Raw genomic sequence first — 24,988 nt, forward strand, 5'->3', positions numbered from 1 at the left:
TCATTCGCCGTCGCCCGCCTCGGCTTCGTCGCGCGAGGCCGGCGCGTGCGCGGCCACGCGCGGGTTGACCTTCATGATCATCTGCACCAGCTGGGCAAAGCTGCGCGCCTGCATCTTCCGGTACGCGCTGGCCCGGTGCGCCTTGACCGTCACTTCGCTGATCCCCAGCTGCTCGGCGACTTCCTTGTTCAAGCAGCCGGACGCGATCAACTCGATCACCTGCTGCTCGCGCGCGGTCAACGAGCGATAAAGCGCCATGACCTTTTCGAACTCCTGCTCCTTTGCGCGACGCGCGACGTCCGACTCCAGTGCGCGGTGCACGGAATCCAGCAGCCGCTGCTCGGAAATCGGCTTTTCCAGGAAATCGATCGCGCCGGCCTTCATGGCCTTGACCGTCTGCCGGATGTCGCCAAAGCCAGTGACCACCACGATGGGAATGTGATCGCCCAGTTCGCGCATGCGCGCCTGCAACGCCAGACCGTCGCCATCCGACAATTGCAGATCCAGAATCAGACAGGAAGGCACCGGCGGCCGCGCCGCCGCCTGAAAGGCGCTGATCGAGTCGAAGGTTTCGGCGTAGATCCCGATGGACGACAGCAAGCGAAACAGCGAGTCGCTGACCTCGGCGTGATCGTCCACGATGTACACAATCGCAGAGGGTGCGCCGGATTTTTGAATGTTCAACGCTATGACTCCTTGCGGGGCGCGGCGCAATGCTTGCTTGCGTCGCATGCCTCATAGGGCAGCCACCAGATACAAATGCTGCGAGTTTAAGCGTTGAGATTTGTCCCCTTTATCTGCGGGCGGCCGGAGCCGCCATGCAGATATCCCGCCAGGGGTCTTACTTCTTCTTATTGCAATCGATCACGCTGGCGTGCTCGATGATGTCGTTCTTGTCGGTGAACAGCGTGATGCTGCAGAAGTAATCGATCACCGTGCGGTTTTCCGTGTAGCCCACCTTGCGATAGACCGGTTCACTGCTCACCGGCATCTGGCCGCTCACGCCCTGACCACCGATGGTGACCGAGGTGGTCCGCTGCCCGACGTATTCGACGCCGGTCTGCACGAACACCTTCTCGTCCGTGGTGTGGGTCTGCACGCGATTCCACGCGTAGAAACCGCCGCTGCCATAGGACGATGGACCCATGCCCTGATCCGGCTTGCCAAACAGCTTGAACGCGTTCTTGGCCGGTTGGCCCACCAACTTCTGGGCCGCAATCTCAATGTCGTTAGGCGCGGCAGGCTGCATGGCGCAACCGCTGAGGGCCAGAATCGCGAGGGCCAGGAAACCGTGCTTGAGTGACGGCATGGAAACAGACTCCTTGGGGAGATGTTGGGGATGCCAAGCATACCCGCTTATGCGTCCCCGTTAGACGTCCGGCGTCGTGGCAGTCGCGGCATCGGTGGCCTTCGCAGTGGCGGGTTGTCGCGCCATCTCGATAAACGCCCGCTGGTAATCCAGGGCGTCGTCCGCCTCGCGCGACCCCAGGAAGATCTGTTTGGGAATACCGCGTGGTCCCAACCGCACCGGCACCAGATCCATCTTGATCGCGTACTCCTCGACCAGCCAGCGCGGCAGCGCGGCCACGCCGCGGCCGCTGGCCACCATCTGCAACATGATGTCTGTGGTTTCGATCGCCTTGTGCCGCTTGGGCGTGACGCCGGCCTTCAAGAGGAACTGGTTGTAGATGTCCAGCCGTTCGATATCGACGGGATAGCTGATGAGCACTTCCTGCGTCAGCTGCTCGGGCTTGACGTAGGTAACCGACGCCAGCGGATGCCCCTTGGCGACAACCAGCACCTGCTCGTAATCGAACACCGGTTCGAACTTCAGGCCCGGCTTGAACAGCGGATCGGGCGTGACCAACAGGTCGATCTCGTAGCCGAAGAGCGCGCCAATGCCGCCGAACTGGAACTTCTGTTTGACGTCCACATCCACATCCGGCCACGCCGCCAGATACGGCGCCACCACCTTCAGCAGCCACTGATAGCAGGGGTGACATTCCATGCCGATGCGCAGCGCACCGCGTTCGCCCTGGGCGAACTGGCCCAGCCGCTCCTCGGCCAGGTCCAGCTGCGGCAGCACCCGGTTCGCCACCGCCAGCAGATATTGGCCGGCCTGCGTCAGGCGCAATCGTCTTCCTTCGCGCAGCCAGATATCGGTGCCGAGCTGCACCTCCAGCTTCTTCATGCTGTGGCTCAGCGCCGACTGGGTCAGGTTCAGCACGCCAGCGGCGGCCGTCAACGAACCTTGCTTTTCGACCTGCTGGACGATGCTCAGATGGATACGTTCAAGCATTCTTATGATCTAGATTCATGGATTTGTGAAATAAAACCATTTTACGTCATGGATTTTGATATTTAGCATTGCGTTCTTGTTTGCCGCTGTGTTCCGCACGTTGACCCGATCAACACGCATGTTCCATGGCAAGTCGACCCCCTCCGTGCCGATTGGCTCCATGGAAGCAAAGATGACACACCCCCTACGCTTGGTCGCCGTCTCCGGCGGCATGCAACGTCCCTCCAGGACCACCGCCCTGGCGGAGGAACTGCTGACGCTGATCGCCAACGAAATCCCCTGCGAACCCCGGCTGGTCGAAATGGGCCGGATCGCCCCGCAGCTTGCCGGCGCGACGTGGCGCTCGAACTTGCCCGACACGGTCGAGCGCGAGTTGGCCGCCGTGGAGCAAGCCGATGTCCTGGTGGTGGCAACGCCCGTCTATCGCGGCTCTTACACCGGCCTGTTCAAGCATTTCTTCGATTTCATTCATCAGGACGCGCTGATCGACAAGCCGGTCCTCCTGGCCGCCACCGGCGGCAGCCAACGCCATGCGCTGATCATCGACCACCAGTTGCGGCCGTTGTTCAGCTTCTTTCAGGCGCGCACGCTGCCGCTGGGCATCTACGCCACCGACGAGGACTTCGTCGACTACCGGCTTAAGAACGACGCGCTGATCGAGCGTGCCGGACTGGCCGTCCAACGTGCACTGCCGCTGGTCGAACTGACCCGGCAGATGCGAGCCGCCGCGGCCGTGGAAGCCATCGCGGCCTGACGTCCAGGCCCAGCCGCTTTCACAGCAAGCCGCACAGAAGCGGCTCCGAAAACGCCGGCCCCGTTCACCCCGAATTCACGCTAATCGCAGCACTTTTGCATCCGACCATCATGAACAAAGACTTCACCTTCAGCATCAAAAGCCTACGCTTCGATGAAAACTATCAGCCGTCGGACAGCACGCGCATCACGACCAACTTCGCCAATCTGGCCCGAGGCGAAAGCCGCGAGCAGAATCTGCGCAACACGCTGAAGATGATCGACAGCCGTTTCAATGACCTGGCGCATTGGGACAACCCCACGGGCGATCGTTACGCCGTCGAGCTCGACATCATCACCGCCGAGATGACGCTGGGCGCAAACGGCAATGCCAATGCGTTTCCGCTGATCGAGGTGCTGAAGACCAACATCGTCGACAAGAAGACCGGCAACCGCATCGACGGCATCGTCGGGAACAACTTCTCGTCCTACGTGCGCGACTACGACTTCAGCGTGTTGCTGCCCGAATACAACGACAACAAATCCACGTTCAGCACGCCGGACGACTTCGGCGACCTGCACGGCAAGCTGTTCAAGCACTTCGTTGAATCCGAGGCCTACAAGGCGAACTTCAAGAAGCCGCCGGTCATCTGCATCAGCGTCTCCAGCAGCAAGACCTATCACCGCACCGACAACCACCACCCGATCCTGGGCGTGGAGTATCAGCAAAGCGAATTCTCGCCGACCGACCAGTACTTCGAGAAGATGGGGCTGCAAGTTCGCTACTTCATGCCGCCGAACAGTGTTGCGCCGTTGGCGTTTTACTTCCAAGACGACCTGCTGGGCGCCTACACCAATCTTGAGCTCATCGGCACCATCAGCACGATGGAAGCCTTCCAGCGCATCTACCGCCCGGAAATCTACAACGCCAATTCCGCGGCCGGGAAGCGCTACCAACCCAGCCTGAAGAACCAGGATTACTCGCTGACGCAGATCGTGTACGACCGCGTCGAACGCAGCCAGCTGGCCGTCAAACAGGGCAAGTTTGCGGAGGCGCACTTCATCAAGCCGTACAAGCACGTGCTTGATCAATGGGCTGCCAGCCACTCCCACCAATAAACGATCACAGACGGACACCCGCCATGAAAAAGCTTTTGCCCACCTCGACCGCCGGCAGCCTGCCCAAACCCTCCTGGCTTGCCCAGCCCGAAAAGCTCTGGTCGCCCTGGAGCCTGCAAGACGAACAACTGATCGAAGGCAAGCAGGACGCCCTGATCCTCGCGCTGAAGGAACAGGAACTGGCCGGCATCGACATCGTCAGCGATGGCGAGCAGACGCGTCAGCACTTCGTCACCACGTTCATCGAGCATCTGGACGGCGTTGACTTCGAAAAGCGCGAAACCGTCCGCATCCGCGACCGCTACGACGCCAGCGTGCCCACCGTCGTCGGCGCCGTCAGCCGCCAGAAGCCCGTCTTCGTCGAAGACGCCAAGTTCCTGCGCCGGCAGACCAAGCAGCCGATCAAGTGGGCGCTGCCCGGTCCCATGACCATGATCGACACTCTGTACGACGCCCACTACAAGAGCCGCGAAAAGCTGGCCTGGGAATTCGCGAAGATCCTGAACCAGGAAGCCCGCGAACTCGAAGCCGCTGGCGTCGACATCATCCAGTTCGACGAACCTGCGTTCAACGTCTTCTTCGACGAAGTGAACGACTGGGGCGTCGCGACGCTGGAACGCGCCATCGAAGGCCTGAAGTGCGAAACCGCCGTGCACATCTGCTACGGCTACGGCATCAAGGCCAATACCGACTGGAAGAAGACGCTGGGTTCGGAATGGCGCCAGTACGAGGAATCGTTCCCCAAGCTGCAGAAGTCCAGCATCGACATCGTCTCGCTGGAATGCCATAACTCGCACGTGCCCATCGACCTGATCGAACTGATTCGCGGCAAGAAGGTGATGGTCGGCGCCATCGACGTGGCCAATCACGCCGTCGAAACGCCGGAAGAAGTCGCCAACACACTGCGCACGGCACTCAAGTTCGTGGACGTCGACAAGCTGTATCCGTGCACCAACTGCGGCATGGCGCCGTTGCCGCGTGCCGTGGCGAAGGGCAAGTTGAATGCGCTGAGCGCGGGTGCGGAGATCATTCGCCGGGAACTTGCCGCCTGACGTCGCAGGCGGCAAGCGGCTGGGCGGTGCCTGGCAACCTCCGATCAGTTCGCCTTCGGCCTGCGTGTTGCAATGACCAAGCCCGCGGCGACCATCACGAGGGCGACCAACACCGCCATCGGCGGAAGCCGTTGCGACAGGATCGCCTCGATAATCGCGGCGGTCACCGGGCCAAGGGCTTGGAAGGCGGTGACCTTGCTTGCCGCCAGCTTGCCCAGCGCCCACAACCAGCAAAAATAGCCCAGACCGCTCGATAGCCCAAGGAACGCGACGTTGGCCCATTCCAGCCGATTCAGCGCGGGAATCAGCGGCTGCGACGTGAGGACGCAGAATCCCAACAGGAACACGACCGCCGAAACCATCGCCAGCCGGCAGGTCGCAAGCGCCGGATAGCGGCGCAGGTATGGCGCGTACAGAATGCTCGTCACGGCGCCGACGATGGTGGCCGATACCAACGCCAACACGCCCCAGCTGCTGTTCGCCATGTCGGCCGAGGACTCGGAAGGCGTCAGCAGCAGATATGCAACCCCGGCCATCGCGATGCACACGCCAACCAGGCCTCGGCCACTAAATGGCTCCTTGCCTGTGAGCACCGCAAGACACATCGTCACCAGCGGCATCGTGGCAAACACAAGCGCGCACACGGTTGCCGACACTGTCAGCAGCGCATGGTTGAGCAATAGCACCAATACCGCGAACTGAAAAATGCCCAGCGCGGTGATGGCCGCGGCATCCTTGACCCTGAAGGGTGTTCGTGCGGCCGAACCGATCGGCAGCAGCAGGACTGCGGCTCCGATCAGATAGCGCAGAAACGCCAGAGTGGCGGGCGAGACGGCACTGGACACCACGCTTGTGGAAACCATCGCCGCGCCAACGAGCACCCCCACCGCCGCCGCGGCAGCGATCGCGTTGAGCTCGGTCCGCATGGAAGTTCACCCAGGTTGGTGGCTGGACGCGGGTTTAATCCTGGTGAATTGCTGCTCTGTGACGATGCTTCCCCACTGTTGGCCGTCTTCCTCGTGCACGAGCTTGAAGCCCACGGACTCATACAACTTGCGCGCTGCATCGAGGCCCTTGAAGGTCCACAACTGACACTCGGGAAAACCGAACCGGTCACAGAAATCCAGGGCAGTTCCGATCAGCTTTCGGCCGATCCCGCCGCCGCGGCATCCGTCATCCAGGATGAACCAGCGCAGATGCGCCTGGTTGTTGCCGAGGTCTTGGCCGTCTATGGCGATGGAGCCCACAATCCGGTCGTTCTGGATCGCCGTCCACACCCCATTGCACGGCTCGCCGAGCCGCCCCGTAAACTCGGCAATCCCCGTGGCCACCTGGCTTTCGAAGAATTGGCCAAAGCCCGAGTGCTTTGAATAGAAGGCCGCATGCATCTCGGCCACGCGTCCCACCAGACCGGGTCGATATCCCGACACGATCTGCACCGTATCCAGCGCGGCCGATGACTGCGTCCCGTGGCTGGCCTTGAGCGCTCTGGCGTACTCCGACAACCCTTGCGCGACCGCCTGCTGTTGCGAGGGATTCAGGTGCGCCATCGCCGTGGTGACCTGATTCCGTCCGTAGGCGTGGATACGCTTGACCAACGCCTTGCCCTTGCCGGTCAGCGTCAGTTGCTTCAGTCGCGCATCCTCCGGCGTGGCCGACTCGGCAATCTCGCCCGCGGCGATGAGTTTGGACAGCATGCGACTGACACTGGATTTCTCCAGACCAAGCGCGCTGACCAGGTGGGCCGCCGCCACCATGCCCTGGGCATCGATTTCCAGCAACGCGTGCACAGCTGAAGCGGAGTAGGCGGTGCCCGCCAAGGTAGGCCGCATGAAGCCCAGCTCGCGCACGATCGTGCGCGACGCGGCTCGGATCTCGTCTATCGATTTGGCGGGCATCTGCATGGCGTATCCCATTAAGTTGTATTACACAACGACCATGTTGTGCAATACAACCAAACCTGTCAAGCAGATTGACACGCCGGGATAACCCGTAATAACAAGAATCTCTCAAATCAGCGGGCATTTGTGATTACTGGCGCTTCAAATCCGCGTGCTAATTTTTCCCTGCAATTCAAAGCTCGCTTCATAACACTCAAGGGAATCACACCATGCACGCCGTGGGAAAAGCATGCCGCAAGGCAGGGATGGCATCGTCCGTTCGCAGCACGTTCTTGAAGTTGATGGCGCCGGCGCTGATCGCCGGGTTGGCGCTGGGCATGACCGCCGCGCCAGTCCAGGCTGCCGACTTCCCGGGCGACAAGCCGATCAGCCTGGTTGTGCCGTTCCCCGCTGGCGGGGGCACCGACTTCATCGGCCGCCTGCTCGCCGCAGAGATGGGCAAGGCGCTCAAGAGCACCATCGTGGTCGAGAACAAGGGCGGCGCCAACAGCAACATCGGCACTGCCTATGTGACGCAGGCTCGGCCCGACGGCCACACGCTGCTGGTGTCGGGCGTGGGCATCGCCACCAACCAGGGCCTCTACAGCAAGCTGCCCTACAAACTCGATCAACTCGACCAGATCGCGATCCTGGCCTTCGGCGCCGACGTGCTGGTGACCGCGCCCGGCTTTCCGGCCAAGACGCTGGCCGAGTTCGTAGCGCTGGTGCAAAAAGAGCCCGGCAAGTACTCCTACGCTTCGTCGGGAAACGGGACCACCGGTCACCTGGGCATGGAAATGCTCAAGCAGCGCGCCAAGCTGGACATCATGCACGTGCCGTATAACGGAGGCTCGGCCGCGATCAACGATGTGCTCGCGGGCCGCGTCGATGTGCTGTTCGTCAATCAGGACACCGCGCTGCCGCACGTGCGCGCCGGCAAGCTGCGCGCGCTGGCCATTGGCAGCCCCCAACGCAATCCCACCTATCCCGACACGCCCACCGTGGCCGAGAGCGGCTATCCCGGTTTCTCCTCCGAATACTGGTTTGGCCTGTCAGCCCCGGCGGGCGTGCCGGCGCCGGTGTTCCAGCAACTGTTCGAGGCCACCCGCACCGCCATGCAGTCGCCCGCCATTCAGGAAAAGCTGGGCGCCGTCGGCCTGGTGATTCCGCAGCTCACGGATCGCAAGCAATTCGTGACACTGGTGGACGCCGAGGTGCAGAAGTGGGGCGAGGTCGTGCGGGTGTCGGGTGCGCGTATCGATTGAGCGTGACGCAGTGCAGTCCGGGCGACCCGGGACGTGCGCGATGACATGACGCCAGATCGGGGCCGCTTGCGCGGCCCCGTTGTCATGCCTGGCCAGCGTTCGCCGGCGCGGCGTCGATGGGCGCCAGGAAGTTCAGGCGCATGAGCGTATCGCGCGTGATGTCCACGATCGAGTCGATATGCGCACCGTGCGAGGCGGTCAGATACGAGATATAGAAGCGCGCCGGCGGGATCGGCGGATCGGCGGGCAGGGCGCGCAATACGCCCATGGTCAGCATGTCCTGCAGCAACGGCACCGGCAGGATGCCGATCGCGTGGCCCGCCGCGATCAGGCGCGAGATGAGCGCAAGAGAATTGGTGGTGCTGGGTCCCGACATGTCGACGCCGCCCGACGCCAGCCAGTTTTCAACCACCGTATAGAGCGTGGAGGGCGGGGAGTGCGTAGCGATGTGATGGCCACGCGCGTGCTCGGCACGAAACGGATCGGCCGTGATGTGCAGCGTGGGCGAGGCCACCCAATGAAACGTCATCCAGCCGATGAACACGTCGGTGATGGTGTCGCCCGTGGCCGGATTCGTCAGCAGCGCCATGTCCAGCTCGCCCGCATTGAGCTTGCTGTTGAGCACCGATCCCACGTCCACCGTCATCTCCAGCGCGAGCGACGGATAGTGTTCCTTGAGCTGCGCGATCACGGCGGTGAGGCCCACGTTGGCCGAGCACTCGTCCGCGCCCAGCCGCAACTTGCCGCCCAGGCTGCGATCCTTGCCAAAGTGTTCGAGCTGGCGCGTGCTGTGCAGCGCGCTCTCGGCATGACGCAATGCCGACTGGCCCACGTCGGTCAGCGTCACGCGCTGGCGCGAGCGATCAAAGAGCTGCACCTCCAACGCGCCTTCCAGTTCGCGGATGCGGGCCGAGACGGCTGGCTGCGTCACGTGCAGATGGCGCGCAGCCGCATGGATGCTGCCCAGCTTGGCAGTCCAGTAAAAGGCCTCAAGCTGGCTTAGGGTTATCCGCATGATAAGAACTCTTTTTCAAACTGCGCCGAAACTTTGATTATTGGCCCGGAAAGCCCGCGTGATACCTTTTTTTCACCGGCTTCCGAGCCTTTTTCATTGTAGTGAAGACAAGCGATGTATCTGATTCATCCCATGCCCGAGGCTTTGCCGCACGAAGATCTGGCGCTGCTGCTGAAGGCGGAGCCGGCCACCATCGGGCACTTCCAGACCACCGGCTTCATGCGCGGCGACATCCGCGCGCATCAGCAGGACGTGCGCATCGCCGGACCGGCCGTGACGGTGCGCATGCCCGGCAACGACGGCGGCATTCTGCATCATGCGATGGCCTGCGTGCGCCCTGGCGACGTGCTGGTGATCGATCGAGCTGGCGAGGCCGTGACAGCAGCCTTCGGCGGCGCGATGGCCTACGCCGCCAAGCAGGCCGGTGTGGCCGGCATCATCGTGGACGGCCTTGTGACCGATCTTGGCGAACTGCGCCAGCACGGCATGCCGGTGTGGTCGCGCGGGCCTTCTCCCATCACCACGCGCTTGCTGGGTCACGAGGGCGAGTTCTGCGGCACGATCCACTGCGGTGGCGTTACGGTGCGGCCCGGCGCGGCCGTGCTGGCCGACGAAAACGGCGTGCTGGTGCTTGATCGCGCCGCCGTGCGCGCCGCCGCGCAGCAGGCCATCGACTTCCAGACCCAGGAGCAGAGCACGCTGGCGCGCCTGCGTGCCGGCGAGAAGTTTCCCGACATCGTGGGTTCGCGCGCGCTGATCGAACGCGCCATCGCGGCGGCCCAAGGAGCAAACGCATGAGCATCGACCTCGACATCACCGACCTCGCGCAGCGCCTGCGCCGCCGCGAGCTGCGATCCGAAACGCTGGTGAGCGACTACCTTGCGCGCATCGCCGCGCTCGACGGCTGGCTGCACGCGTATGTGGCCGTGTACGCCGACGAGGCGCTCGCCGCCGCGCGCGCCGCCGACCTGCAATTGGACCAGGGCATCTGGCTCGGCCCGCTGCACGGCGTGCCGATCGCGCTTAAAGATCTGATCGACATCGCAGGCCAGCCCACCACCATCGGCTCGCCCATCCACGCCAACACCATTGCCTCGCACACGGCCGAGCTGGTGCGGCAATTGCAGCGCGCCGGCGCCATCATCCTGGGCAAGACCCACATGGTGCAGTTCGCCATGGGCGCGTGGGGTCCCAATCAGCACATGGGCACGCCGCGCAATCCGTGGGATGACCGCGTGCACCGAATTCCGGGCGGGTCGAGCAGCGGCTCGGCCGTCGCCGTGGCCGGACGCCTGGCTCCGGTCGCCATTGGCACCGACACCGGCGGCTCGGTGCGCGTGCCCGCCAGTTACTGCGGCATCACGGGCTTCAAGCCGACCGTGGGCCGCATCTCGTCGCAGGGCGTGGTCACGCTGAGCCAGACGCTCGACAGCGTCGGCATCTTCGCGCACAGCGCCGCTGACGCACGCCTCGTGTTCGAGGCGCTTGCGCCGGCTGAACCGGGCGAGTGGCGCGAGCCGCTGGACGCGTCGCGCTTTGGCATCGCCGGCGTCACGCTGGGCCGTCTGCCAGAGGCGTTTCTCACCGACGTTACGCCCGCCGTGCGACGCGCCTATGAAGCATCCATCGCGTTGTATCAGCGCCTTGGCGCGCAGATCGTGGAAATCACGCCGCCCGCCACGCTGTCCGAGTTCAAGGCCGTGACGGGCGACATCATGATGACCGAAGGCGTGGCCTCGTTCGAGCGCGAGATGACCGACCTGAAGTTGCCGGTTGACGACTCCGTGCGGCCGCGCCTGCTTGCAGCCCTCGAGGTACCGGCCTTGCGCTACTTGGCTGCGCTGCGCGAACGCGACCGCCTGCAGGCCGCGATGGAAGCGCGGCTGGAGAGCGTGGCGGGACTGCTCACGCCCACCACGCTCACCACCGCGCTGCCGCTCGACGAGGTCGATCACGGCAACGCGCCCGTCCACTACACACGCATCGGCAATCTGTTGCAGATGTGCGGCGTATCGGTGCCCAATGGCCGCGACGACGCGGATCTGCCCACCGGCCTGCAGATTCTCTGCCCGGGCGGCGAAGACCGGCTGGCGCTGTATCTGGCCGAAGTGTTCCAGCGTCATTCCGATTGGCATCGCGTGCGCGCCGACACCCGCGCACCGGCGGCCACGGCATAACCCGATGCCGAGGCAGGGCGCGCGCAGCGCGCGTGCCCATACACAAACAGGGGGAAAACATGAAACGAAGCATTCTGGCGGCGCTGCTGGCGGCCGTCGCGACCTCGCTCGCCGCACCCGCGCCCGCCCGCGCCCAGGCCGCCGCCTTGCCCGAAACCCACTTCGCCGTCGTCGGCGGCGGCAGCCACAACTACACCTTCGGCGCGGTTGAAAGGCCGTTCTGGGAGAAGACCCTGCCCGAAGCCTCCAGCGGCCAAGTCACGGCAGAGCTGATCGGCCTGTCCGAGAGCGGCCTGAAAGGCCCTGAGATCGTGCGCCTGATGCGAGCCGGCGCCCTCGACGTCGGCATGGGCGTGTTCGCCTTCGTCAGCGGAGACGACCCCACCTTCGAAGGCGTCGACCTGCCCGGCATGGCGACCGACTACGCCACGGCGCGCAAGATGGTGGCCGCCTACCGCCCGGTGCTGGAACAGCGCATGCTCAAGCGCCACGGGGTGCGGCTGCTGGCCACCGTGCCGTACACGGCCCAGGTGTTCTTCTGCCGCGCACCGGTAAAGAGCCTATCCGACCTGAAAGGCCGCAAGGTGCGCACCCGCGGCAGCAACATGGCCGAATACGTGCGCGCACTGGGCGCATCGCCAGTGACCATTGCATTTGCCGAGGTGATTCCCGCCTTGCAGACCGGCGTGGTCGATTGCGCGGTGACCGGCATCGGCTCGGGCAACGCCGCGAAGTGGTACGACGTAGCCAAGCATCTTTATCTGCTGCCGATCGACTGGTCCATCGGCTTTTATGCCATCGCCGAGCGCCGCTGGCAGAAGCTGGATCCTGCCGTGCAGCAGTTCATGCTCAAGGAAGCGAAGGTGCTGGAAGAACGCCTGTGGGACGAGACCGGCCGCGAGGGCGACTATGCACTAGCCTGCAACACCGGACAGGGCGAATGCCGCATCCACACCCCGGCCGACATGCAGGCCACCGCGCCCACCGAGGCCGAGCGCGACACATTGCGCGAGGTCGCCACGGAGATGGCGAGCCGCTGGGCGCGGCGCTGCGGCGAGGAATGCGCCGCCAACTGGAGCGCGTCCGTGGGCCAGGCCCTGGGCGTGACGCTGCGCTGAACTTCAAGGAACTTTCATGACGACAGAAACGCAAGGATCGCTACGCCTGCTCGACCGCGTGGCACGCATCGGCGCCTGGATCGGCGGACTCGGGCTGCTGCTCGTGTCCTGGCTCATCGTGGCCGACCTGATCGCACGCAAGGTCGCGGGCGTCTCGCTCGGCGGCGCCGACGAGCTGGCCGGCTACACGCTGGCGGTGGCCAGCGCCTGGGCCTTTCCCATCACCTTGCTGCGCCGCTCGCACATCCGGGTCGACGTGGTCTACACGCATCTGCCCGCCAAGACGCGGGTTGTGCTCGACCTGTTCGCACTGGCCTGCCTCGGCGTGTTCGTAGGCACGCTGACGTGGCACGCGTGGTTCGTGCTGGCCGACTCCATCGCCTTTCAGTCGGTGTCCAACACGCCCCTGCAGGTGCCGCAATGGATTCCGCAATCGCTCTGGTTCGCCGGCTACGCATTCTTCCTGCTCACCATCGTGGTGCTGGGCGCTTGCGCGCTGGGCCGCGTCATGCGCGGCCGCTGGCAAGCGTTCAACGCGCTGATCGGCATCCACTCGGTAGAAGAGGGCATTGAAGAAGAAACCGCCGACGTGCCCGTGCCGGCGCGCACGCAACCCCAGGAGTGAGCCATGTTGATAATGACGATTTCCATGCTGCTCGGCCTTCTGGCGCTGAGCGTGACCGCCGCCGCCACGGTGGGGCTGTTGGGCATGAGCCTGGCCGGCGTCTATTCGCCGCTGAAGCTGACCAACGCCATCGGTGAACTGGCCTGGGGCACCAGCGCCGAATTCCTGCTGGTCGCGATTCCGCTCTATGTCCTGATGGGCGAACTGCTGGTGCATTCCGGCGTGGCCGGCCGCATGTATGGCGCCGTGTCCAAGTGGGTCTCGTGGCTGCCGGGCGGACTGATGAACGCCAACATCGGCGCCTCCGCCATGTTCTCGGCCACCAGCGGATCAAGCGTGGCTACCGCCGCCACCATCGCCACACTGGCCCTGCCGGAGCAGCGCAAGTCGGGCTACAACGCGCCGCTCTTCCTGGGCTCGATCGCGGCCGGCGGGACACTCGGCATCCTGATACCGCCGTCGATCAACATGATCGTGTATGCGCTGATTGCCAACGTGTCGGTGCCCAAGCTCTACCTGGCCGCCACGCTGCCCGGCATCCTGCTCACCGCGCTCTTCATCGCGCTGATCGTGGGCCTGTGCCTGTGGCGTCCAAGCCTGGCCGGCAAACGCCCCACAGTGAGCTGGGCCGAACGCATCGCCGCCCTGCCGCACCTGGTGCCGCCGCTGGCGATCTTCGCGCTGGTGATCGGCGTGATCTACGGCGGCATCGCCACCGCCAGCGAATCCGCCGCGCTTGGCGTGGTGGCCGCCACCCTGCTGTGCGCCTACAAGCGCGTGCTCACCTGGGAAATGCTGGGTCGCGCCTTCGAGGCCACGCTGCGCACCACCGGCATGATCATCCTGATCACGCTGGCCGCTTTCTTCCTGAACTTCGTGCTGTCCTCGATCGGCCTGACCACCTTGCTGGTCAACGCCGTAACCAGCCTGGACCTGCCGCCGCTGGGCATGATGCTGGCCATCATCCTGTTCTACATCCTGCTCGGCTGCTTCATGGACACGCTTGCCATGCTGGTCACCACCGCCCCGCTCACCGTGCCTATCGTCATGGCGCTGGGCTACGACCCGGTGTGGTTCGGCGTGATGCTGATCGTGCTGTGCGAAATGGGTCAGCTCACGCCGCCGTTCGGGATGAACCTGTTCGTGGTGCACAGCGTGCGCGGGCAGGGCAAATTCATGGATGTGGTGGTGGGCGTGCTGCCGTTCCTGGTGATGCTGTTGCTGATGATCGTGCTGCTGCTGGCGGTGCCGCAACTGGCGTTGTGGTTGCCGGGGCAGATGGCTACGCTGTGAGGGCCTGCCGGGGCGCGTTCGCTGACGCGGACGCACCCGGGACCCAGGCATGCCCTCACCTGGGATAAACCCGCGCGTGCAGACCATTTCCCGCGGATTCTCCCCGTATCAAAGGTTTTTCCTATAGGTCCATCGCAATCCCATATTTGAGCCGTTGACGCAGGCTCCCTACTATTTCCCCAACATGCCCATCACGGGCAGAAGGGCGCCTCAAGTCGCCGAGTCAGGGGAAATCACATGCAGTGGGAACGTCGTTTTTGGAGCGCCTTGTTCGGCGCGGCGGTGCTGTGCAGCGCGCAAGCGGGTGCCGCGAACACATTTCCTGACCGTCCGGTCAGGTTGATCGTGCCGCAATCGGCGGGATCGGGCGGCGATGTGGTCGCCCGACTGCTGGGAGAGAAGATCGGTTCGGCGCTTGGGCAACCCATCGTGGTCGAGAACCGTCCGGGCGCCAACGGCATCATTGCCGCCAGCTTCGTCGCGAAGGCGCCCGCCGACGGCTATACCCTGATGCTCGCCGGGGTCTCGCAGATGAGCTTCAATCCGCGGCTATACAAATCTCTGGCGTATCAGGCGGATAAGGACTTCACCTACGTCTCGCCAGTCGTCGACACCCCCTTTCTTCTGGTTGCCAGCAAGAACAGCGGCATCAAATCGCTGAAGGATCTGCAGGCGGCCGCCAAAGCCAAGCCCGGCACGCTGAGCTTTGCCAGCGCGGGTGCCGGCAATTCCACCCATCTGTCGACGGAAATGATTGCGGAGGCGGCGGGCATCAAGCTGATGCATGTGCCGTTCAAGGGCTCGGGACCGGCGCTGAACGCCGTGTTGGGCGGACAGGTCGACCTGATGACCAGCGTGCTGGGCGCCGCGTTGCCGCAGGTTGCTGCCGGGAATCTGGTGCCGCTGGCGGTGTTGGCCGACAGCCGCGCGCCGGATCTGCCCGATGTGCCGACACTACGCGAGGCCGGCATTCAGGCGCCCGTGATGCCCGGATGGTTTGCGGTGGTGGGGCCGGCCGCGATGGACGAGGCTGTGGTGTCCAAGCTGAATGCGGCAGTGCAGGCGTCGTTGGCCGACAAGGCGATTCAGGAACGTCTGCGTGCGCTTTACCTGGTGCCCATTCCGGGCACGGCACAGGGCATCGCACAACGGGCAGCCTCGGATGCCGACGTCTGGGGCGCATTCATCCAGCGTGCCGGCGTCCAGGCCGAATAGCGCGATCCGATCCGATCAACCTCTCGTTCGAGAAACGGCATGAAGACCTCTTTATTTGCCTTCAGTCTTAGCCTGGCTATGGCGGCCGGCGGCCTGCCGGCCGCGCACGCGGAGCCGGCTTGGCCGAGCAAACCCATACGCCTCATCGTTCCCTTCGCGGCGGGCGGATCCACCGATATCGTGGCGCGCAAGATAGGCCAGAAGCTGGGCGAAAAGGTCGGCCAGCCCGTCGTGGTGGAAAACAAACCTGGCGCCGGCGGCACGATCGGCGCGGCCTACGCGCGCAGCCAGCCCGGCGACGGCTACACCCTGTTCCTGGGTACGGTCAGCACGCAATCCGTCGCGCCGTTCCTGTACAAGTCCCTGACGTACGATCCGGTGGCCGACTTTACGGCGTTGGCCATGATCGCCACCGTGCCCAACGTAGTCGTCGTCAACAAGTCGCTGGGTATTTCGACGCTGGCGGACCTGGTGAAGCAGGCGCGTTCCCGGCAGGGCGGAATCAGCTATGGCTCCAGCGGCCAGGGGTCTTCGAATCATCTTGCCACCGAAGGTCTGCGTGCCAGCCTGAACGTGCCGTTCACCCATGTACCCTACCGCGGTTCGGGCCCGGCGCTGACCGACACCATGGCAGGCCACGTCGACTTCATGCTGGACGTGGTGATGACTTCGTTGCCCTATATCCAGCGAGGTGATTTGAAAGCCGTGGCGGTGACGTCTAAGGAACGGGTAAGCGTCCTGCCCGACGTACCCACCGTGGCCGAGCAGGGATATCCGGAATTCGAGGCCATCGGCTGGTTCGGCCTGTTTGCGCCAAAGGGAATGCCCGCGCCGTTGATCGATCAGATTACGACCTCGATTACGGACGTCTTGAACGGGAACGACATGAAGCAGTACTTCCTCGCGCAAGGCGCGGTGCCCGGCGGTGCGACGGGCAAGGCGTTCGAAGCGGTGGTGGCCAAGGACCGGGAGCATTGGGGCAAGGTGGCCAAGGCCGCCGGCATCAACCCGGAATAGCGGGCTTGGCGCTATGCGCCAAGCCAGGTCACCCCTTGCCACCGCTTGCTGGTTACCAGATCGCGCGCGGTCTCGATCACCAGATCGTGTATCGCCATGCAAGCCAGACTGCTCTGCGCCTGAGCGGACAGGCACAGCGACGCGCGACGATGGAAGTTCGGATCGTTGATGGGGATCGCCGTCACCGATGCACCTGGCGCTTCGCTGCCAGCCAACGCCGAGGTCGGCAGGATGGTCCAGCCCCGCTTCGCGCGAACGGCGGACAGCAGGATCGATACCGCACTGGTTTCCGCGACAAGCGTGTATTGAAGGCCCGCCTCGGCAAACGCCCGTTCGATCAGCACCCGGATGGAATTGGGAAAGCTGGGCAGCAACAGCGGCAGCCCGGCCACGTCTTGCAACGTGACGGCTTTGACGCCGCCGGGCAACCGCGATCCGACCAGCATCAGTTCTTCGTCGAGCAACGGCGTGACCTGCATGCGGGGCTGCTGCTGCACATCCATGGCGATCGCCACGTCCATCCGCTGGCGGGCGACGGCTTCGCCGAGGTCGGCGCTGCTGCCTTCAATCAGTTCCAGCGTCACCTCGGGCATGCGCGCCGACACCGCTTCTATGAGCAGGTCGGCCAACACGCGCGATGTGCTGGTGGGCAGGCCCAGGGTAACGTGGCCCGCCGGCGTATCCCGTCCGCGCTCCACCGCGACGCGTGCCTCTTCCACTTGCCTCAACACCATCTTCGCGTGCCGATACAGCACACGGCCGATGTCGGTGGTGCTGACGCCCATCGGGCTGCGCACCAGCAGCCGCGTGTTGAACTCGGCTTCCAGGTTGGCCACGTGCTGGCTGAGCGAGGGCTGGGCGATGTGTAGTGCTTCGGCCGCCGCGGTGATGCTTTCGAGTTCGACGATCCGGGTGAAGTAACGCAACTGCCTCAGGTCCATAAGCTTTACCTATTGCTTGTCTATGGCTGCTATCAAACCATGGGCTGCGCGAGGTTGGTTCATGGTGAATACCCTAGGTTTCAAGCGTGATCTAGCTGCATTTACCCATCTATAGGTTTGGCCTATGCATATATAGAAAAGCCGTATTGGATTCCCGATTCCGCGCTTTCTAAGATGCCAGCATCTCCGATGATCAGGACCGTCATGCATTCCACTCAAAGCCAATCCGCCGCCTGGAAAGTCACCCCCGACGCGTATGCGCGATCCCGTCCGGAAACGCATGCGATTCCCGATCCCGTCTCGTGCTATCTCACGATGCGCGACGGATGCCGCCTTGCCATCGATGTGTATGTGCCGCAGCCCATCGGGCAAGCCGGCGACGCCGGCAGCCGCTATCCCACGATCACCTTGTTCACGCCCTACTACCGGCGCTTCAAGACGGATCCGCACGCCGAGGGCGAGCGGGCGCCGAACATCGCAAAGTTCCGCGATTACCTTGTGCCTCGCGGCTATGCGCTGGTGGTCATCGACGTGCGCGGCACGGGGGCAAGCTTCGGCACCCGCGACAGTTTCCGGTCGCCACGCGAACGCGACGACAGCGTGGAGGTCGTGGATTGGATCGTCGCGCAGCCATGGTCCGATGGCGTGGTGGGCGCCACGGGCATTTCCTATCTGGGTGCGGCGTCGGACTTTCTGGCCAGCACGGGCCATCCTGCAGTACGCGCGATCGCGCCGCTGTTTTCGGTGTGGGACACCTACGCCGACAACTACTTTCCCGGCGGCATCGCCTTGAAGGCCCTGACGCAAAGCTACGACGATCTGATGGTGGCGATGGATCACGATCAGCGCCACATGTTGGCGAGCGTCGTGTATTACTCCAATCCCGCCTATGAGGGGCCGCAACCGGTGGACGAGGATCCTTCCGGCGCGCTGCTGGCACAGGCCATCCAGGAGCATCTGGGAAACTTCCGGCAAACGGAGTTCATGCCCGAATTCCGCTATCGCGAAGATCCTTTGCCTTACGACCCGGCATTCAGTTCCGCCTCCTTCAGCCCCTACAGCGTCTCGCCCGGCATCAGCAAGGATGTCGCGGTGCTGTCGGTGTCGGGCTGGATGGACGGGGCGGGCTACATGAACGGCGCGATCTCGCGATTTCTCACTTTGGCGGACAATCCCCGTCACCTGCTGCTGGGCCCGTGGGACCACGGCGCCCGCATCGATGTGTCGCCGTGGCGCGGCACGCAGATGGCCGACTTTCCGTGGCTGGCGGAAGTGCTGCGATTTTTCGACCATTACCTGCTCGGCCTGCCCACCGGCCTGGACGCGGAAGACCCGGTGCACTACTGCGCCTTGCATGCCGAGCAATGGCGCAGCGCATCGCAATGGCCGCCGCTGCCAGCCGCTGATGACACCGTGCTGTTTCTGCAGGCAGGCGCGACGCTGACGAACAATCCGGACGCCGAAGCGGGCGCCACGCGCCATCAGGTCGACTTCTCCATCGGCACCGGCCGGGGAACGCGCTACGAGCGCATCGCCGCCATCAACAGCACGGAATACTATCCGGATTGGCAGGGCCGAACCGACCGCATGGCAAGCTTTACATCCGAGCCGCTGACGCGTTCGGCCGAACTGGCCGGCCACGCGGTGGCGGAGATCTGGCTGTCCAGCAATGAACCGGACGGCGCCTTGTTCGTATACCTGACCGAGGTCGAGGCGGACGGCACCGAACGTTATGTCACGGAAGGTCTGCTGCGCTTGCTGCACCGGAAGGAAGCGCCGTGCCCGGCCACGTATCGCACGACCTGGCCGTTTCGCACGTTCAGCAAAGGCGATGCCGCGCCCATGACGCCGGGACGACAAGAGCGCATTCGGCTTGCGTTGCTACCCACTGCATGGCGGTTTTCGAAAGGCAGCCGGATACGCATATCGATTGCCGGGGCAGATCGGGATCATTGCGGACAGGTGCCTCATGGCCGGCCACCGTTGTGGGAGATCGGCCACGGCGCTGGCCAGGCCTCGCGCATCCGCTTGCCGCTGGGCTTCGACAAGGAAAACACATGACGCAAGGCGACACCGAACATGGGCTTGGGCTGGCGGCGGGTCTGTCGTGGGCGGAGCTTGATTCGCTTGCGGCGGCCGTTGCCGCCCCCGAGTCGCACGCCTTGCTGGCATGCGTGGACCGCTTGTTGAACCAGCATGTCGGACACAAGTTGTTTACCGCTTTGCAGTATCGCCACGCCGAGGGACTGGCCGTCAGGCTCTACAGCAGCCGTCCGGACATCTATCCCGCGTCAGGCGCCAAGCAGATCGGTGGCGCCCCCGCGCTGACGCGCATGTTCCAAACTGGCCGCGCGCAACTGGCCCCCGACGCCGCGGCCGTGCGAGCTGACTTTCTGGATGCGTCGAGCATCTTTGCGCTGGGATGTGAAAGCGTTCTGAACGTGCCCGTCATGCATCGCGGCCAGTTGCTGGGGCAGATCAATCTGCTGCATGACGCGCACCATTTTCAGCCGCATCACGTTGGCATCGCGTCCACATTGGCGCAGATGGCGGCGGTCGCGTTTCGCTGACAGGCCGGTACGAACAGAAATCTTGAAAATCGCACCGGTCGACGCGCAAGCATCAAGCGCTCGTGAGTCGCCAGGGCGTACTCGCGAGGGCTGAGGTTGATGGCGGGGACGGCCCCTGCAAATCAGACGTCGTGTGAAACCCGTCCGGCCATGTCGCCCTTGAGCAAGTCCGCCAACCGGTTCAGACCGTGCGTCAAACGCGTCCGATCAATCGCTCCCCCCAACGACACACGGAGCGCCAAGGGACTGAACGATCCGGTTGAGAACGACCCAGAGTCAGTGACACTCACACCCTGTTCAAGCGCGGTTTGAATCAGCCGGTATAGATCGATATGACCCGGCAACTGCAGCCAGAGATGCAGCCCGTTCGGGTCGGCCTGAATCTCCCCCGGCAGGATCGACGCGGCAATGGCTTGCCGATGCTGCAGCTCACGCTTGACCTGCGCCATCCATTGCACCGCGGAACCCGACTCGATCCACGTCGACGCCATCTCCGTCATCCAGGGCGTGGGCATCAGCGCCAGCGAGCGCAGCGCATCGAGCACGGGCGTCAACGGCTCGCCAGCGGGTACGACCAGGTATGCGGTTCGCAGACCGGGCGCGATGCATTTCGATAGCGTCGACACGTAGTAGACCGGCGTCGACGAGGTGTTGGCAACCAACGAAAACATCGTGCTCGGCGGCCGCTCCGCCAACAGCCAGTACGGATCGTCTTCGATGACGGGCAGCGCGAATTTCTTGGCCACCCGCAGCAGCTCGGTTCGCCGCTCGGAGGACAGCGTCAGCGCGGTCGGGTTCTGAATTGTCGGATTCAAGTACAGCATTGCCGGTCGATGCTTCTGGCACACGCGCTCGAGGTCCGCGGGGTCCATGCCGAATGCATCTGACTGCACCCCGACGGCCACGCGCTGCAGCAGCCGGGCCGCAGCCAGGAAGCCAGGGTAGGTCAGCGCATCGCACGCAATCGCCTCTCCGGCCTGGCTCCTGGCCAGAAGCAGGGCTGCGATCGCGGTTTGCGCGCCGGGGCAGACCACGATCCGGTCAGTGTCCACGCTGCCCAGCACCGGCTGCAGCCATTTCGCCCCGGCTGCACGATGCCGCGCGTCCCCCGCCCCCACGTGATAGCTCAGCAGATCCATGGAGCTTGCCGCAGCCTGCGTCGCGCCGCTGCCTTCTGCAAGCATCTGCGAAAACGCTGCGCTGCCGAGCAACGGCGGGATGTTCATCCCCAGGTCGATCGTGCCGCCTGCTGCCGACCCAGAATAGGCCACATAAGTCCCGCCGGCCCCCTGCGCTTCCAGAATCCCTTTCTGCCGAACTTCCGAATACGCCCGCGTGACGGTCGTGAGATCGACGCCCAGTGTCTGGGCCAGTTCACGCTGCGTGGGAAGGCGATCGCCTGGCCGCAGAACTCCGTCTTCCACCGCGGTGACGATCTGCGTGGCGATTTGCTGATACCGGGAGCCCGCGCCGGCGGTAAGGGGCCGCACCCACGACAGGCTTGCTTTTTTCAGACGACGCGAGAGAGCCATGTTTGATTCTTGGAGTTTTGGCCACTTCCGCGGGTGGCTGGGAGGTACGAACCGGGCAATTCAACTGCTTGTATGGATTTTGGCAGTAGAATTCGAAATCTTGTATGGATTTTAGCACTCGCTCCGCGCCCTCCTGATCTTGTTCAGCGTCCGCGTGTAGCGATCAAGCTGCTCAAGCAGCGTTTTGAGGAAATGATGAATTTCTGGGTCCCTTTAGCCTTCGGTACGTTCAAGCTCGGCGTGCTGGGCGTGTGCATGTTCCTCGCCATCAAGTCGCATCGCGAAGGCGCTAGAAAAGAGAAAGAAAAGAAAGAGATGGAACGCCTCGAAAGTCTCAAGGCGCTATCCCAGGAACGTTGAGCAGATCAGCTTCTCCCCGAGATGATGCCCAGCATTGCATCCAGGCATAAAAAAATGCGGCTCGAGTGAGCCGCATTCGATAACAACAAAGCTTACGACTGCTGCGGTGCCACGAAGTGAGACACCTTCGGCGGCGCATCGCCGATGTGGAAACCGCGCACTTCGGCCTGCTGGTCCGCGTCGGCGTGGGTCACACGCTCATGTTGGCGCAGGTGTTCCAGCCACGACGTCACCAGGAAGTATTCCAGGTAGCGGCCCGGCTGCGCCGCATCTTCAAAGATCCCCCAGGCGTAGGCTCCGTCGCGGCGGCGCTCGGCGCCGGCATGTTGCATGGCCTGCACGAAGTCTGCGCCGCGTGCCGGGTCGATCAGGTATTCCACCGTGATCATGACCGGGCCGCGATCATGCGACACCTGCTGATCGATCAGAGGCTCGGGCCAGTGCATCGACGGTGCGAGGTCCAGGTCGGCCCCCAGTTGCAGCTTGGCCTTGCGGGTCAGCAGCATCGCAATCACCGAGCCGGCGGCGGCGATCAGCATGGCGGCGGGGACGCCGGCATGCACCGCGGTTTGGCCCCAGATCATGCTGCCCGCCGTCATCGAGCCGAAGAACACCGTCACGAAGATCGCCAGGCCACGAGCACGCACCCAGTCCGGCAGGGCAACCTGCGCCGATACGTTGAGCGAGGTCAGCACCATGATCCACGACGCGCCGGCCAGGAAGCTGAACGCACCGGCCACCACGGGATGCGGGATCACCGCAAAGACCACCAATGTGAGCGCCGTGCCCAGCGTACCCGCCATGACGCTGCGGTCAGGACCGAGCTTCTTGCGCAGCGGCGGCAACACCATCGCGCCAATCACCGCACCCGCACCGACGCAGCCCAGAATGATGCCGTACAGCAAGGCGCCGCCATTCAGCACTTGGCGCACGATCACCGGCAGCAGGGCCCAGTAGGCGCTGGCGAACAGAAAGAACGCAACGGCACGAACCAGCGTGGATTTGAGCGGCTTGCTGTGCAGTGCAAAGCGCAGACCGGCACGCATGGCATGAAACAGCTGCTCGCGCGGCAGGCGCTTCTCGGCGGCGACCGGCGGCTTCCACCAGATCAGTGCGGCTACAACCACGATGAAGCTGACCGCGTTCACAAAAAACGGAATCGCCACGCCCAGGCTGGTGATCAGCACGCCGGCCAGCGCCGGGCCGATCGCACGGCTGACGTTGATACCCACGCTGTTGGTCGCGATGGCTTGCTGCAGCGAAGGACGCGGCACCAGGCTGGGGACGATGGCCTGCCAGGCAGGCGCCGACAATGCGGTGCCGATGCCCATCAGCAGCGTGAAGCCCAACAGCACCCACGGCGTGGTCAGGCCGAACCAGACCACCAGACCGAGCGCCAGGGCGATAAATCCCATGGCGATCTGCACCATCAACAACAGCTTGCGGCGATCCATCGTGTCGGCCAACGCGCCGGCCAGGAGCGACAGCAGGAATACCGGCAGCGCACCTGCGGTCTGCACCAGCGCCACGAACATCGGCGACGGCGACAACGACGTCATGAGCCATCCGGCGCCCACGTCATGCATCCAGGTGCCGATGTTGGACAGCACGGTGGCGATCCAGATCACGGAGAAGGCGGAATAGGCGAAAGGCGAGGACGGCTGGGCGTCGGCGGGGCGGGTGTCGGCGGTCGTCATGGGAGGCTCCGGGGCTGCCGGTCGGTACGAGAAAAAAAAGCCCGCGGCATCGGCCGCGGGCCTGGGGATTTAGCGAGCGACGACAGGCGCAGCGACGGGCGCGATAGCGTCGTGGGCGGTCTGCGTGCGCTGCGCGGCCTTGTGCACCATCGTGTAGGCGTAGTCCACGCCCATGCCGTACGCGCCCGAGTGTTCCTTGACGATTTCCATCACGGCATCGTACGACTCGCGGCGGGCCCAATCGCGCTGCCATTCCAGCAGCACTTGCTGCCACGTCACCGGCACGACGCCAGCCTGGATCATGCGTTGCATGGCCATGTCATGCGCTTCCTTGGACGTGCCGCCCGACGCGTCGGACACCATGTAGATCTCGTACTCGCCTTCCAGCATGGCGCACAGCGCAAAGGTGGTGTTGCAGACTTCGGTCCACAGGCCGGCGACGATCACCTTCTTGCGGCCATTGGCGGCGAGCTGGTCGCGCACCTTCTGGTCATCCCACGAGTTCATCGAGGTGCGTTCCAGCACTTTCTTTTCCGGGAAGACATCGAGCAATTCGGGGTAGGTGTAGCCGGAGAAAGATTCGGTCTCGACGGTGGTGATGATGGTCGGAATGTCGAACGCCTTGGCGCCCTTGGCGAGACCCACGACGTTGTTCTTGAGCGTCTGGCGGTCGATCGACTGCACGCCGAAAGCCATTTGCGGTTGGTGATCGATGAAGATGATCTGGCTGTTTTCGGGGGTCAGCACTTCGAGCTTGGCGGTGGTGTTGGTCATGTCAGTGTCCTTGAAGAAGTAGGTTTGGGGTGTTGCCTGCAGCGCGTTGCTGCGATGAACAGAACTATATTCTTCGGGACAATCTGCCGGTAGATGGGGATTTTTGCCTTCATCGTTCTTTTTATAGAACGATGGCTGCTTGCTGACCTGCGCAGCGACGCCTTCCACCGTCCGTGCAATCAACCGGTCCGGCGACTGGCCCGATCCCGAGCTGCCAAAGACGATCACGGCATCGTGGTGCCCATGTAAGTGCAATGGCGCCACCAGATCGGGGCGACATGGGTATCATCCGCAGTCCTGCCGCTCA

General features: G+C 63.9%; 24 protein-coding genes. 14 read left to right on the forward strand and 10 right to left on the reverse strand.

The genetic code is table 11. The annotated features are described in order from the left end of the window. The 3 genes from B3446_RS08845 to B3446_RS08855 form a co-directional block, all read right to left on the reverse strand. On the reverse strand, positions 1-684 hold the full coding sequence (locus B3446_RS08845) for a response regulator transcription factor (RefSeq protein WP_291379884.1): 684 nt from the start codon (positions 682-684) through the stop codon (positions 1-3). A 157-nt stretch (positions 685-841) separates the two neighbouring features. Then, a complete protein-coding gene (locus B3446_RS08850; RefSeq protein WP_191576340.1) occupies positions 842-1,309 on the reverse strand; it encodes a hypothetical protein in 468 nt (155 codons plus the stop codon). 60 nt (positions 1,310-1,369) lie between these two features. After that, positions 1,370-2,299 (reverse strand): LysR family transcriptional regulator, encoded by a 930-nt coding sequence (locus tag B3446_RS08855; RefSeq protein WP_291379887.1) that lies wholly within the window; start codon positions 2,297-2,299, stop codon positions 1,370-1,372. A gap of 172 nt (positions 2,300-2,471) precedes the next feature. On the opposite strand from B3446_RS08855, the gene msuE reads away from it, so the two are divergent. From msuE to B3446_RS08870, 3 genes are all read left to right on the forward strand, one after another. Continuing rightward, positions 2,472-3,053, forward strand: a complete 582-nt coding sequence (gene msuE / locus B3446_RS08860; RefSeq protein ID WP_291379889.1) for an FMN reductase — start codon at positions 2,472-2,474, stop codon at positions 3,051-3,053. Between the two features lie 110 nt (positions 3,054-3,163). Then, positions 3,164-4,150: a DUF1852 domain-containing protein gene (locus tag B3446_RS08865; protein WP_279975817.1), complete on the forward strand. Its 987-nt coding sequence runs from the start codon at positions 3,164-3,166 to the stop codon at positions 4,148-4,150. 23 nt (positions 4,151-4,173) lie between these two features. After that, complete coding sequence (locus B3446_RS08870; RefSeq protein ID WP_291379892.1) at positions 4,174-5,202, forward strand: methionine synthase; 1,029 nt, start codon at positions 4,174-4,176, stop codon at positions 5,200-5,202. A gap of 44 nt (positions 5,203-5,246) precedes the next feature. On the opposite strand, the gene B3446_RS08875 is transcribed toward B3446_RS08870, so the two are convergent. Next, the gene (locus B3446_RS08875) at positions 5,247-6,128 is read right to left on the reverse strand and encodes a DMT family transporter (protein WP_291379895.1); all 882 of its coding nucleotides are present in this window, start codon (positions 6,126-6,128) and stop codon (positions 5,247-5,249) included. Between the two features lie 6 nt (positions 6,129-6,134). Further along, on the reverse strand, positions 6,135-7,106 hold the full coding sequence (locus tag B3446_RS08880) for a bifunctional helix-turn-helix transcriptional regulator/GNAT family N-acetyltransferase (RefSeq protein ID WP_349680025.1): 972 nt from the start codon (positions 7,104-7,106) through the stop codon (positions 6,135-6,137). A 242-nt stretch (positions 7,107-7,348) separates the two neighbouring features. Here B3446_RS08880 and B3446_RS08885 point away from each other — a divergent pair, with 242 nt between their 5' ends. Continuing rightward, positions 7,349-8,347 carry a Bug family tripartite tricarboxylate transporter substrate binding protein gene (locus tag B3446_RS08885; protein WP_291379908.1) on the forward strand — a complete coding sequence of 333 codons (999 nt, stop codon included), beginning with the start codon at positions 7,349-7,351 and terminating at the stop codon, positions 8,345-8,347. 82 nt (positions 8,348-8,429) lie between these two features. Here B3446_RS08885 and B3446_RS08890 read toward each other — a convergent pair whose 3' ends face one another. Then, entirely contained in the window at positions 8,430-9,362 is a 933-nt protein-coding gene (locus tag B3446_RS08890) for a LysR family transcriptional regulator (protein ID WP_175123859.1), read from the reverse strand. Positions 9,363-9,476: 114 nt separating this feature from the next. Between B3446_RS08890 and B3446_RS08895 the strand changes: the two genes are divergently transcribed. From B3446_RS08895 to B3446_RS08925, 7 genes are all read left to right on the forward strand, one after another. Next, positions 9,477-10,160: an RraA family protein gene (locus B3446_RS08895; RefSeq protein ID WP_291379911.1), complete on the forward strand. Its 684-nt coding sequence runs from the start codon at positions 9,477-9,479 to the stop codon at positions 10,158-10,160. After that, entirely contained in the window at positions 10,157-11,539 is a 1,383-nt protein-coding gene (locus B3446_RS08900; RefSeq protein ID WP_291379913.1) for an amidase, read from the forward strand. Before B3446_RS08895 ends, B3446_RS08900 begins: the two co-directional genes overlap by 4 nt. 59 nt (positions 11,540-11,598) lie before the next feature. Further along, entirely contained in the window at positions 11,599-12,657 is a 1,059-nt protein-coding gene (locus B3446_RS08905) for a TRAP transporter substrate-binding protein (RefSeq protein ID WP_291379914.1), read from the forward strand. Positions 12,658-12,673: 16 nt separating this feature from the next. Then, positions 12,674-13,282 carry a TRAP transporter small permease subunit gene (locus tag B3446_RS08910; protein WP_291379916.1) on the forward strand — a complete coding sequence of 203 codons (609 nt, stop codon included), beginning with the start codon at positions 12,674-12,676 and terminating at the stop codon, positions 13,280-13,282. 3 nt (positions 13,283-13,285) lie between these two features. Next, on the forward strand, positions 13,286-14,575 hold the full coding sequence (locus tag B3446_RS08915; protein WP_291379918.1) for a TRAP transporter large permease: 1,290 nt from the start codon (positions 13,286-13,288) through the stop codon (positions 14,573-14,575). A gap of 237 nt (positions 14,576-14,812) precedes the next feature. Further along, positions 14,813-15,790 (forward strand): Bug family tripartite tricarboxylate transporter substrate binding protein, encoded by a 978-nt coding sequence (locus B3446_RS08920; protein ID WP_291379920.1) that lies wholly within the window; start codon positions 14,813-14,815, stop codon positions 15,788-15,790. Between the two features lie 39 nt (positions 15,791-15,829). Then, positions 15,830-16,807 carry a Bug family tripartite tricarboxylate transporter substrate binding protein gene (locus tag B3446_RS08925; protein WP_291379922.1) on the forward strand — a complete coding sequence of 326 codons (978 nt, stop codon included), beginning with the start codon at positions 15,830-15,832 and terminating at the stop codon, positions 16,805-16,807. A gap of 11 nt (positions 16,808-16,818) precedes the next feature. On the opposite strand, the gene B3446_RS08930 is transcribed toward B3446_RS08925, so the two are convergent. Then, complete coding sequence (locus tag B3446_RS08930) at positions 16,819-17,748, reverse strand: LysR substrate-binding domain-containing protein (protein WP_291379924.1); 930 nt, start codon at positions 17,746-17,748, stop codon at positions 16,819-16,821. 204 nt (positions 17,749-17,952) lie between these two features. Here B3446_RS08930 and B3446_RS08935 point away from each other — a divergent pair, with 204 nt between their 5' ends. Then, positions 17,953-19,809, forward strand: a complete 1,857-nt coding sequence (locus tag B3446_RS08935; protein ID WP_291379926.1) for a CocE/NonD family hydrolase — start codon at positions 17,953-17,955, stop codon at positions 19,807-19,809. Continuing rightward, a complete protein-coding gene (locus tag B3446_RS08940) occupies positions 19,806-20,318 on the forward strand; it encodes a GAF domain-containing protein (protein ID WP_291379928.1) in 513 nt (170 codons plus the stop codon). Before B3446_RS08935 ends, B3446_RS08940 begins: the two co-directional genes overlap by 4 nt. A 122-nt stretch (positions 20,319-20,440) precedes the next feature. On the opposite strand, the gene B3446_RS08945 is transcribed toward B3446_RS08940, so the two are convergent. After that, on the reverse strand, positions 20,441-21,850 hold the full coding sequence (locus B3446_RS08945; protein WP_291379930.1) for a PLP-dependent aminotransferase family protein: 1,410 nt from the start codon (positions 21,848-21,850) through the stop codon (positions 20,441-20,443). A gap of 72 nt (positions 21,851-21,922) precedes the next feature. Here B3446_RS08945 and B3446_RS08950 point away from each other — a divergent pair, with 72 nt between their 5' ends. Further along, complete coding sequence (locus tag B3446_RS08950) at positions 21,923-22,210, forward strand: hypothetical protein (RefSeq protein WP_191576490.1); 288 nt, start codon at positions 21,923-21,925, stop codon at positions 22,208-22,210. Between the two features lie 92 nt (positions 22,211-22,302). Here B3446_RS08950 and B3446_RS08955 read toward each other — a convergent pair whose 3' ends face one another. Both B3446_RS08955 and B3446_RS08960 read right to left on the reverse strand, forming a co-directional pair. Continuing rightward, on the reverse strand, positions 22,303-23,907 hold the full coding sequence (locus tag B3446_RS08955) for an MFS transporter (protein WP_291379933.1): 1,605 nt from the start codon (positions 23,905-23,907) through the stop codon (positions 22,303-22,305). Positions 23,908-23,976: 69 nt separating this feature from the next. Next, a complete protein-coding gene (locus B3446_RS08960; protein WP_291379935.1) occupies positions 23,977-24,681 on the reverse strand; it encodes a hydrolase in 705 nt (234 codons plus the stop codon). Positions 24,682-24,988: the final 307 nt, after the last annotated feature.

Origin of the sequence: Achromobacter sp. UBA5777, assembly GCF_002418565.1 — a bacterium.
Lineage (GTDB): Bacteria > Pseudomonadota > Gammaproteobacteria > Burkholderiales > Burkholderiaceae_B > Achromobacter > Achromobacter animicus.

Excerpts from the sequence above, each read along its gene's own strand:
- B3446_RS08850 (WP_191576340.1), bottom strand. The coding sequence starts at position 1,309 with ATGCCGTCACTCAAGCACGGTTTCCTGGCCCTCGCGATTCTGGCCCTC.
- B3446_RS08855 (WP_291379887.1), bottom strand. The coding sequence starts at position 2,299 with ATGCTTGAACGTATCCATCTGAGCATCGTCCAGCAGGTCGAAAAGCAA.
- msuE (WP_291379889.1), top strand. The coding sequence starts at position 2,472 with ATGACACACCCCCTACGCTTGGTCGCCGTCTCCGGCGGCATGCAACGT.
- B3446_RS08865 (WP_279975817.1), top strand. The coding sequence starts at position 3,164 with ATGAACAAAGACTTCACCTTCAGCATCAAAAGCCTACGCTTCGATGAA.
- B3446_RS08870 (WP_291379892.1), top strand. The coding sequence starts at position 4,174 with ATGAAAAAGCTTTTGCCCACCTCGACCGCCGGCAGCCTGCCCAAACCC.
- B3446_RS08875 (WP_291379895.1), bottom strand. The coding sequence starts at position 6,128 with ATGCGGACCGAGCTCAACGCGATCGCTGCCGCGGCGGCGGTGGGGGTG.
- B3446_RS08880 (WP_349680025.1), bottom strand. The coding sequence starts at position 7,106 with ATGCAGATGCCCGCCAAATCGATAGACGAGATCCGAGCCGCGTCGCGC.
- B3446_RS08885 (WP_291379908.1), top strand. The coding sequence starts at position 7,349 with ATGGCATCGTCCGTTCGCAGCACGTTCTTGAAGTTGATGGCGCCGGCG.
- B3446_RS08890 (WP_175123859.1), bottom strand. The coding sequence starts at position 9,362 with ATGCGGATAACCCTAAGCCAGCTTGAGGCCTTTTACTGGACTGCCAAG.
- B3446_RS08895 (WP_291379911.1), top strand. The coding sequence starts at position 9,477 with ATGTATCTGATTCATCCCATGCCCGAGGCTTTGCCGCACGAAGATCTG.
- B3446_RS08900 (WP_291379913.1), top strand. The coding sequence starts at position 10,157 with ATGAGCATCGACCTCGACATCACCGACCTCGCGCAGCGCCTGCGCCGC.
- B3446_RS08905 (WP_291379914.1), top strand. The coding sequence starts at position 11,599 with ATGAAACGAAGCATTCTGGCGGCGCTGCTGGCGGCCGTCGCGACCTCG.
- B3446_RS08910 (WP_291379916.1), top strand. The coding sequence starts at position 12,674 with ATGACGACAGAAACGCAAGGATCGCTACGCCTGCTCGACCGCGTGGCA.
- B3446_RS08915 (WP_291379918.1), top strand. The coding sequence starts at position 13,286 with ATGTTGATAATGACGATTTCCATGCTGCTCGGCCTTCTGGCGCTGAGC.
- B3446_RS08920 (WP_291379920.1), top strand. The coding sequence starts at position 14,813 with ATGCAGTGGGAACGTCGTTTTTGGAGCGCCTTGTTCGGCGCGGCGGTG.
- B3446_RS08925 (WP_291379922.1), top strand. The coding sequence starts at position 15,830 with ATGAAGACCTCTTTATTTGCCTTCAGTCTTAGCCTGGCTATGGCGGCC.
- B3446_RS08930 (WP_291379924.1), bottom strand. The coding sequence starts at position 17,748 with ATGGACCTGAGGCAGTTGCGTTACTTCACCCGGATCGTCGAACTCGAA.
- B3446_RS08935 (WP_291379926.1), top strand. The coding sequence starts at position 17,953 with ATGCATTCCACTCAAAGCCAATCCGCCGCCTGGAAAGTCACCCCCGAC.
- B3446_RS08940 (WP_291379928.1), top strand. The coding sequence starts at position 19,806 with ATGACGCAAGGCGACACCGAACATGGGCTTGGGCTGGCGGCGGGTCTG.
- B3446_RS08945 (WP_291379930.1), bottom strand. The coding sequence starts at position 21,850 with ATGGCTCTCTCGCGTCGTCTGAAAAAAGCAAGCCTGTCGTGGGTGCGG.
- B3446_RS08950 (WP_191576490.1), top strand. The coding sequence starts at position 21,923 with ATGGATTTTGGCAGTAGAATTCGAAATCTTGTATGGATTTTAGCACTC.
- B3446_RS08955 (WP_291379933.1), bottom strand. The coding sequence starts at position 23,907 with ATGACGACCGCCGACACCCGCCCCGCCGACGCCCAGCCGTCCTCGCCT.
- B3446_RS08960 (WP_291379935.1), bottom strand. The coding sequence starts at position 24,681 with ATGACCAACACCACCGCCAAGCTCGAAGTGCTGACCCCCGAAAACAGC.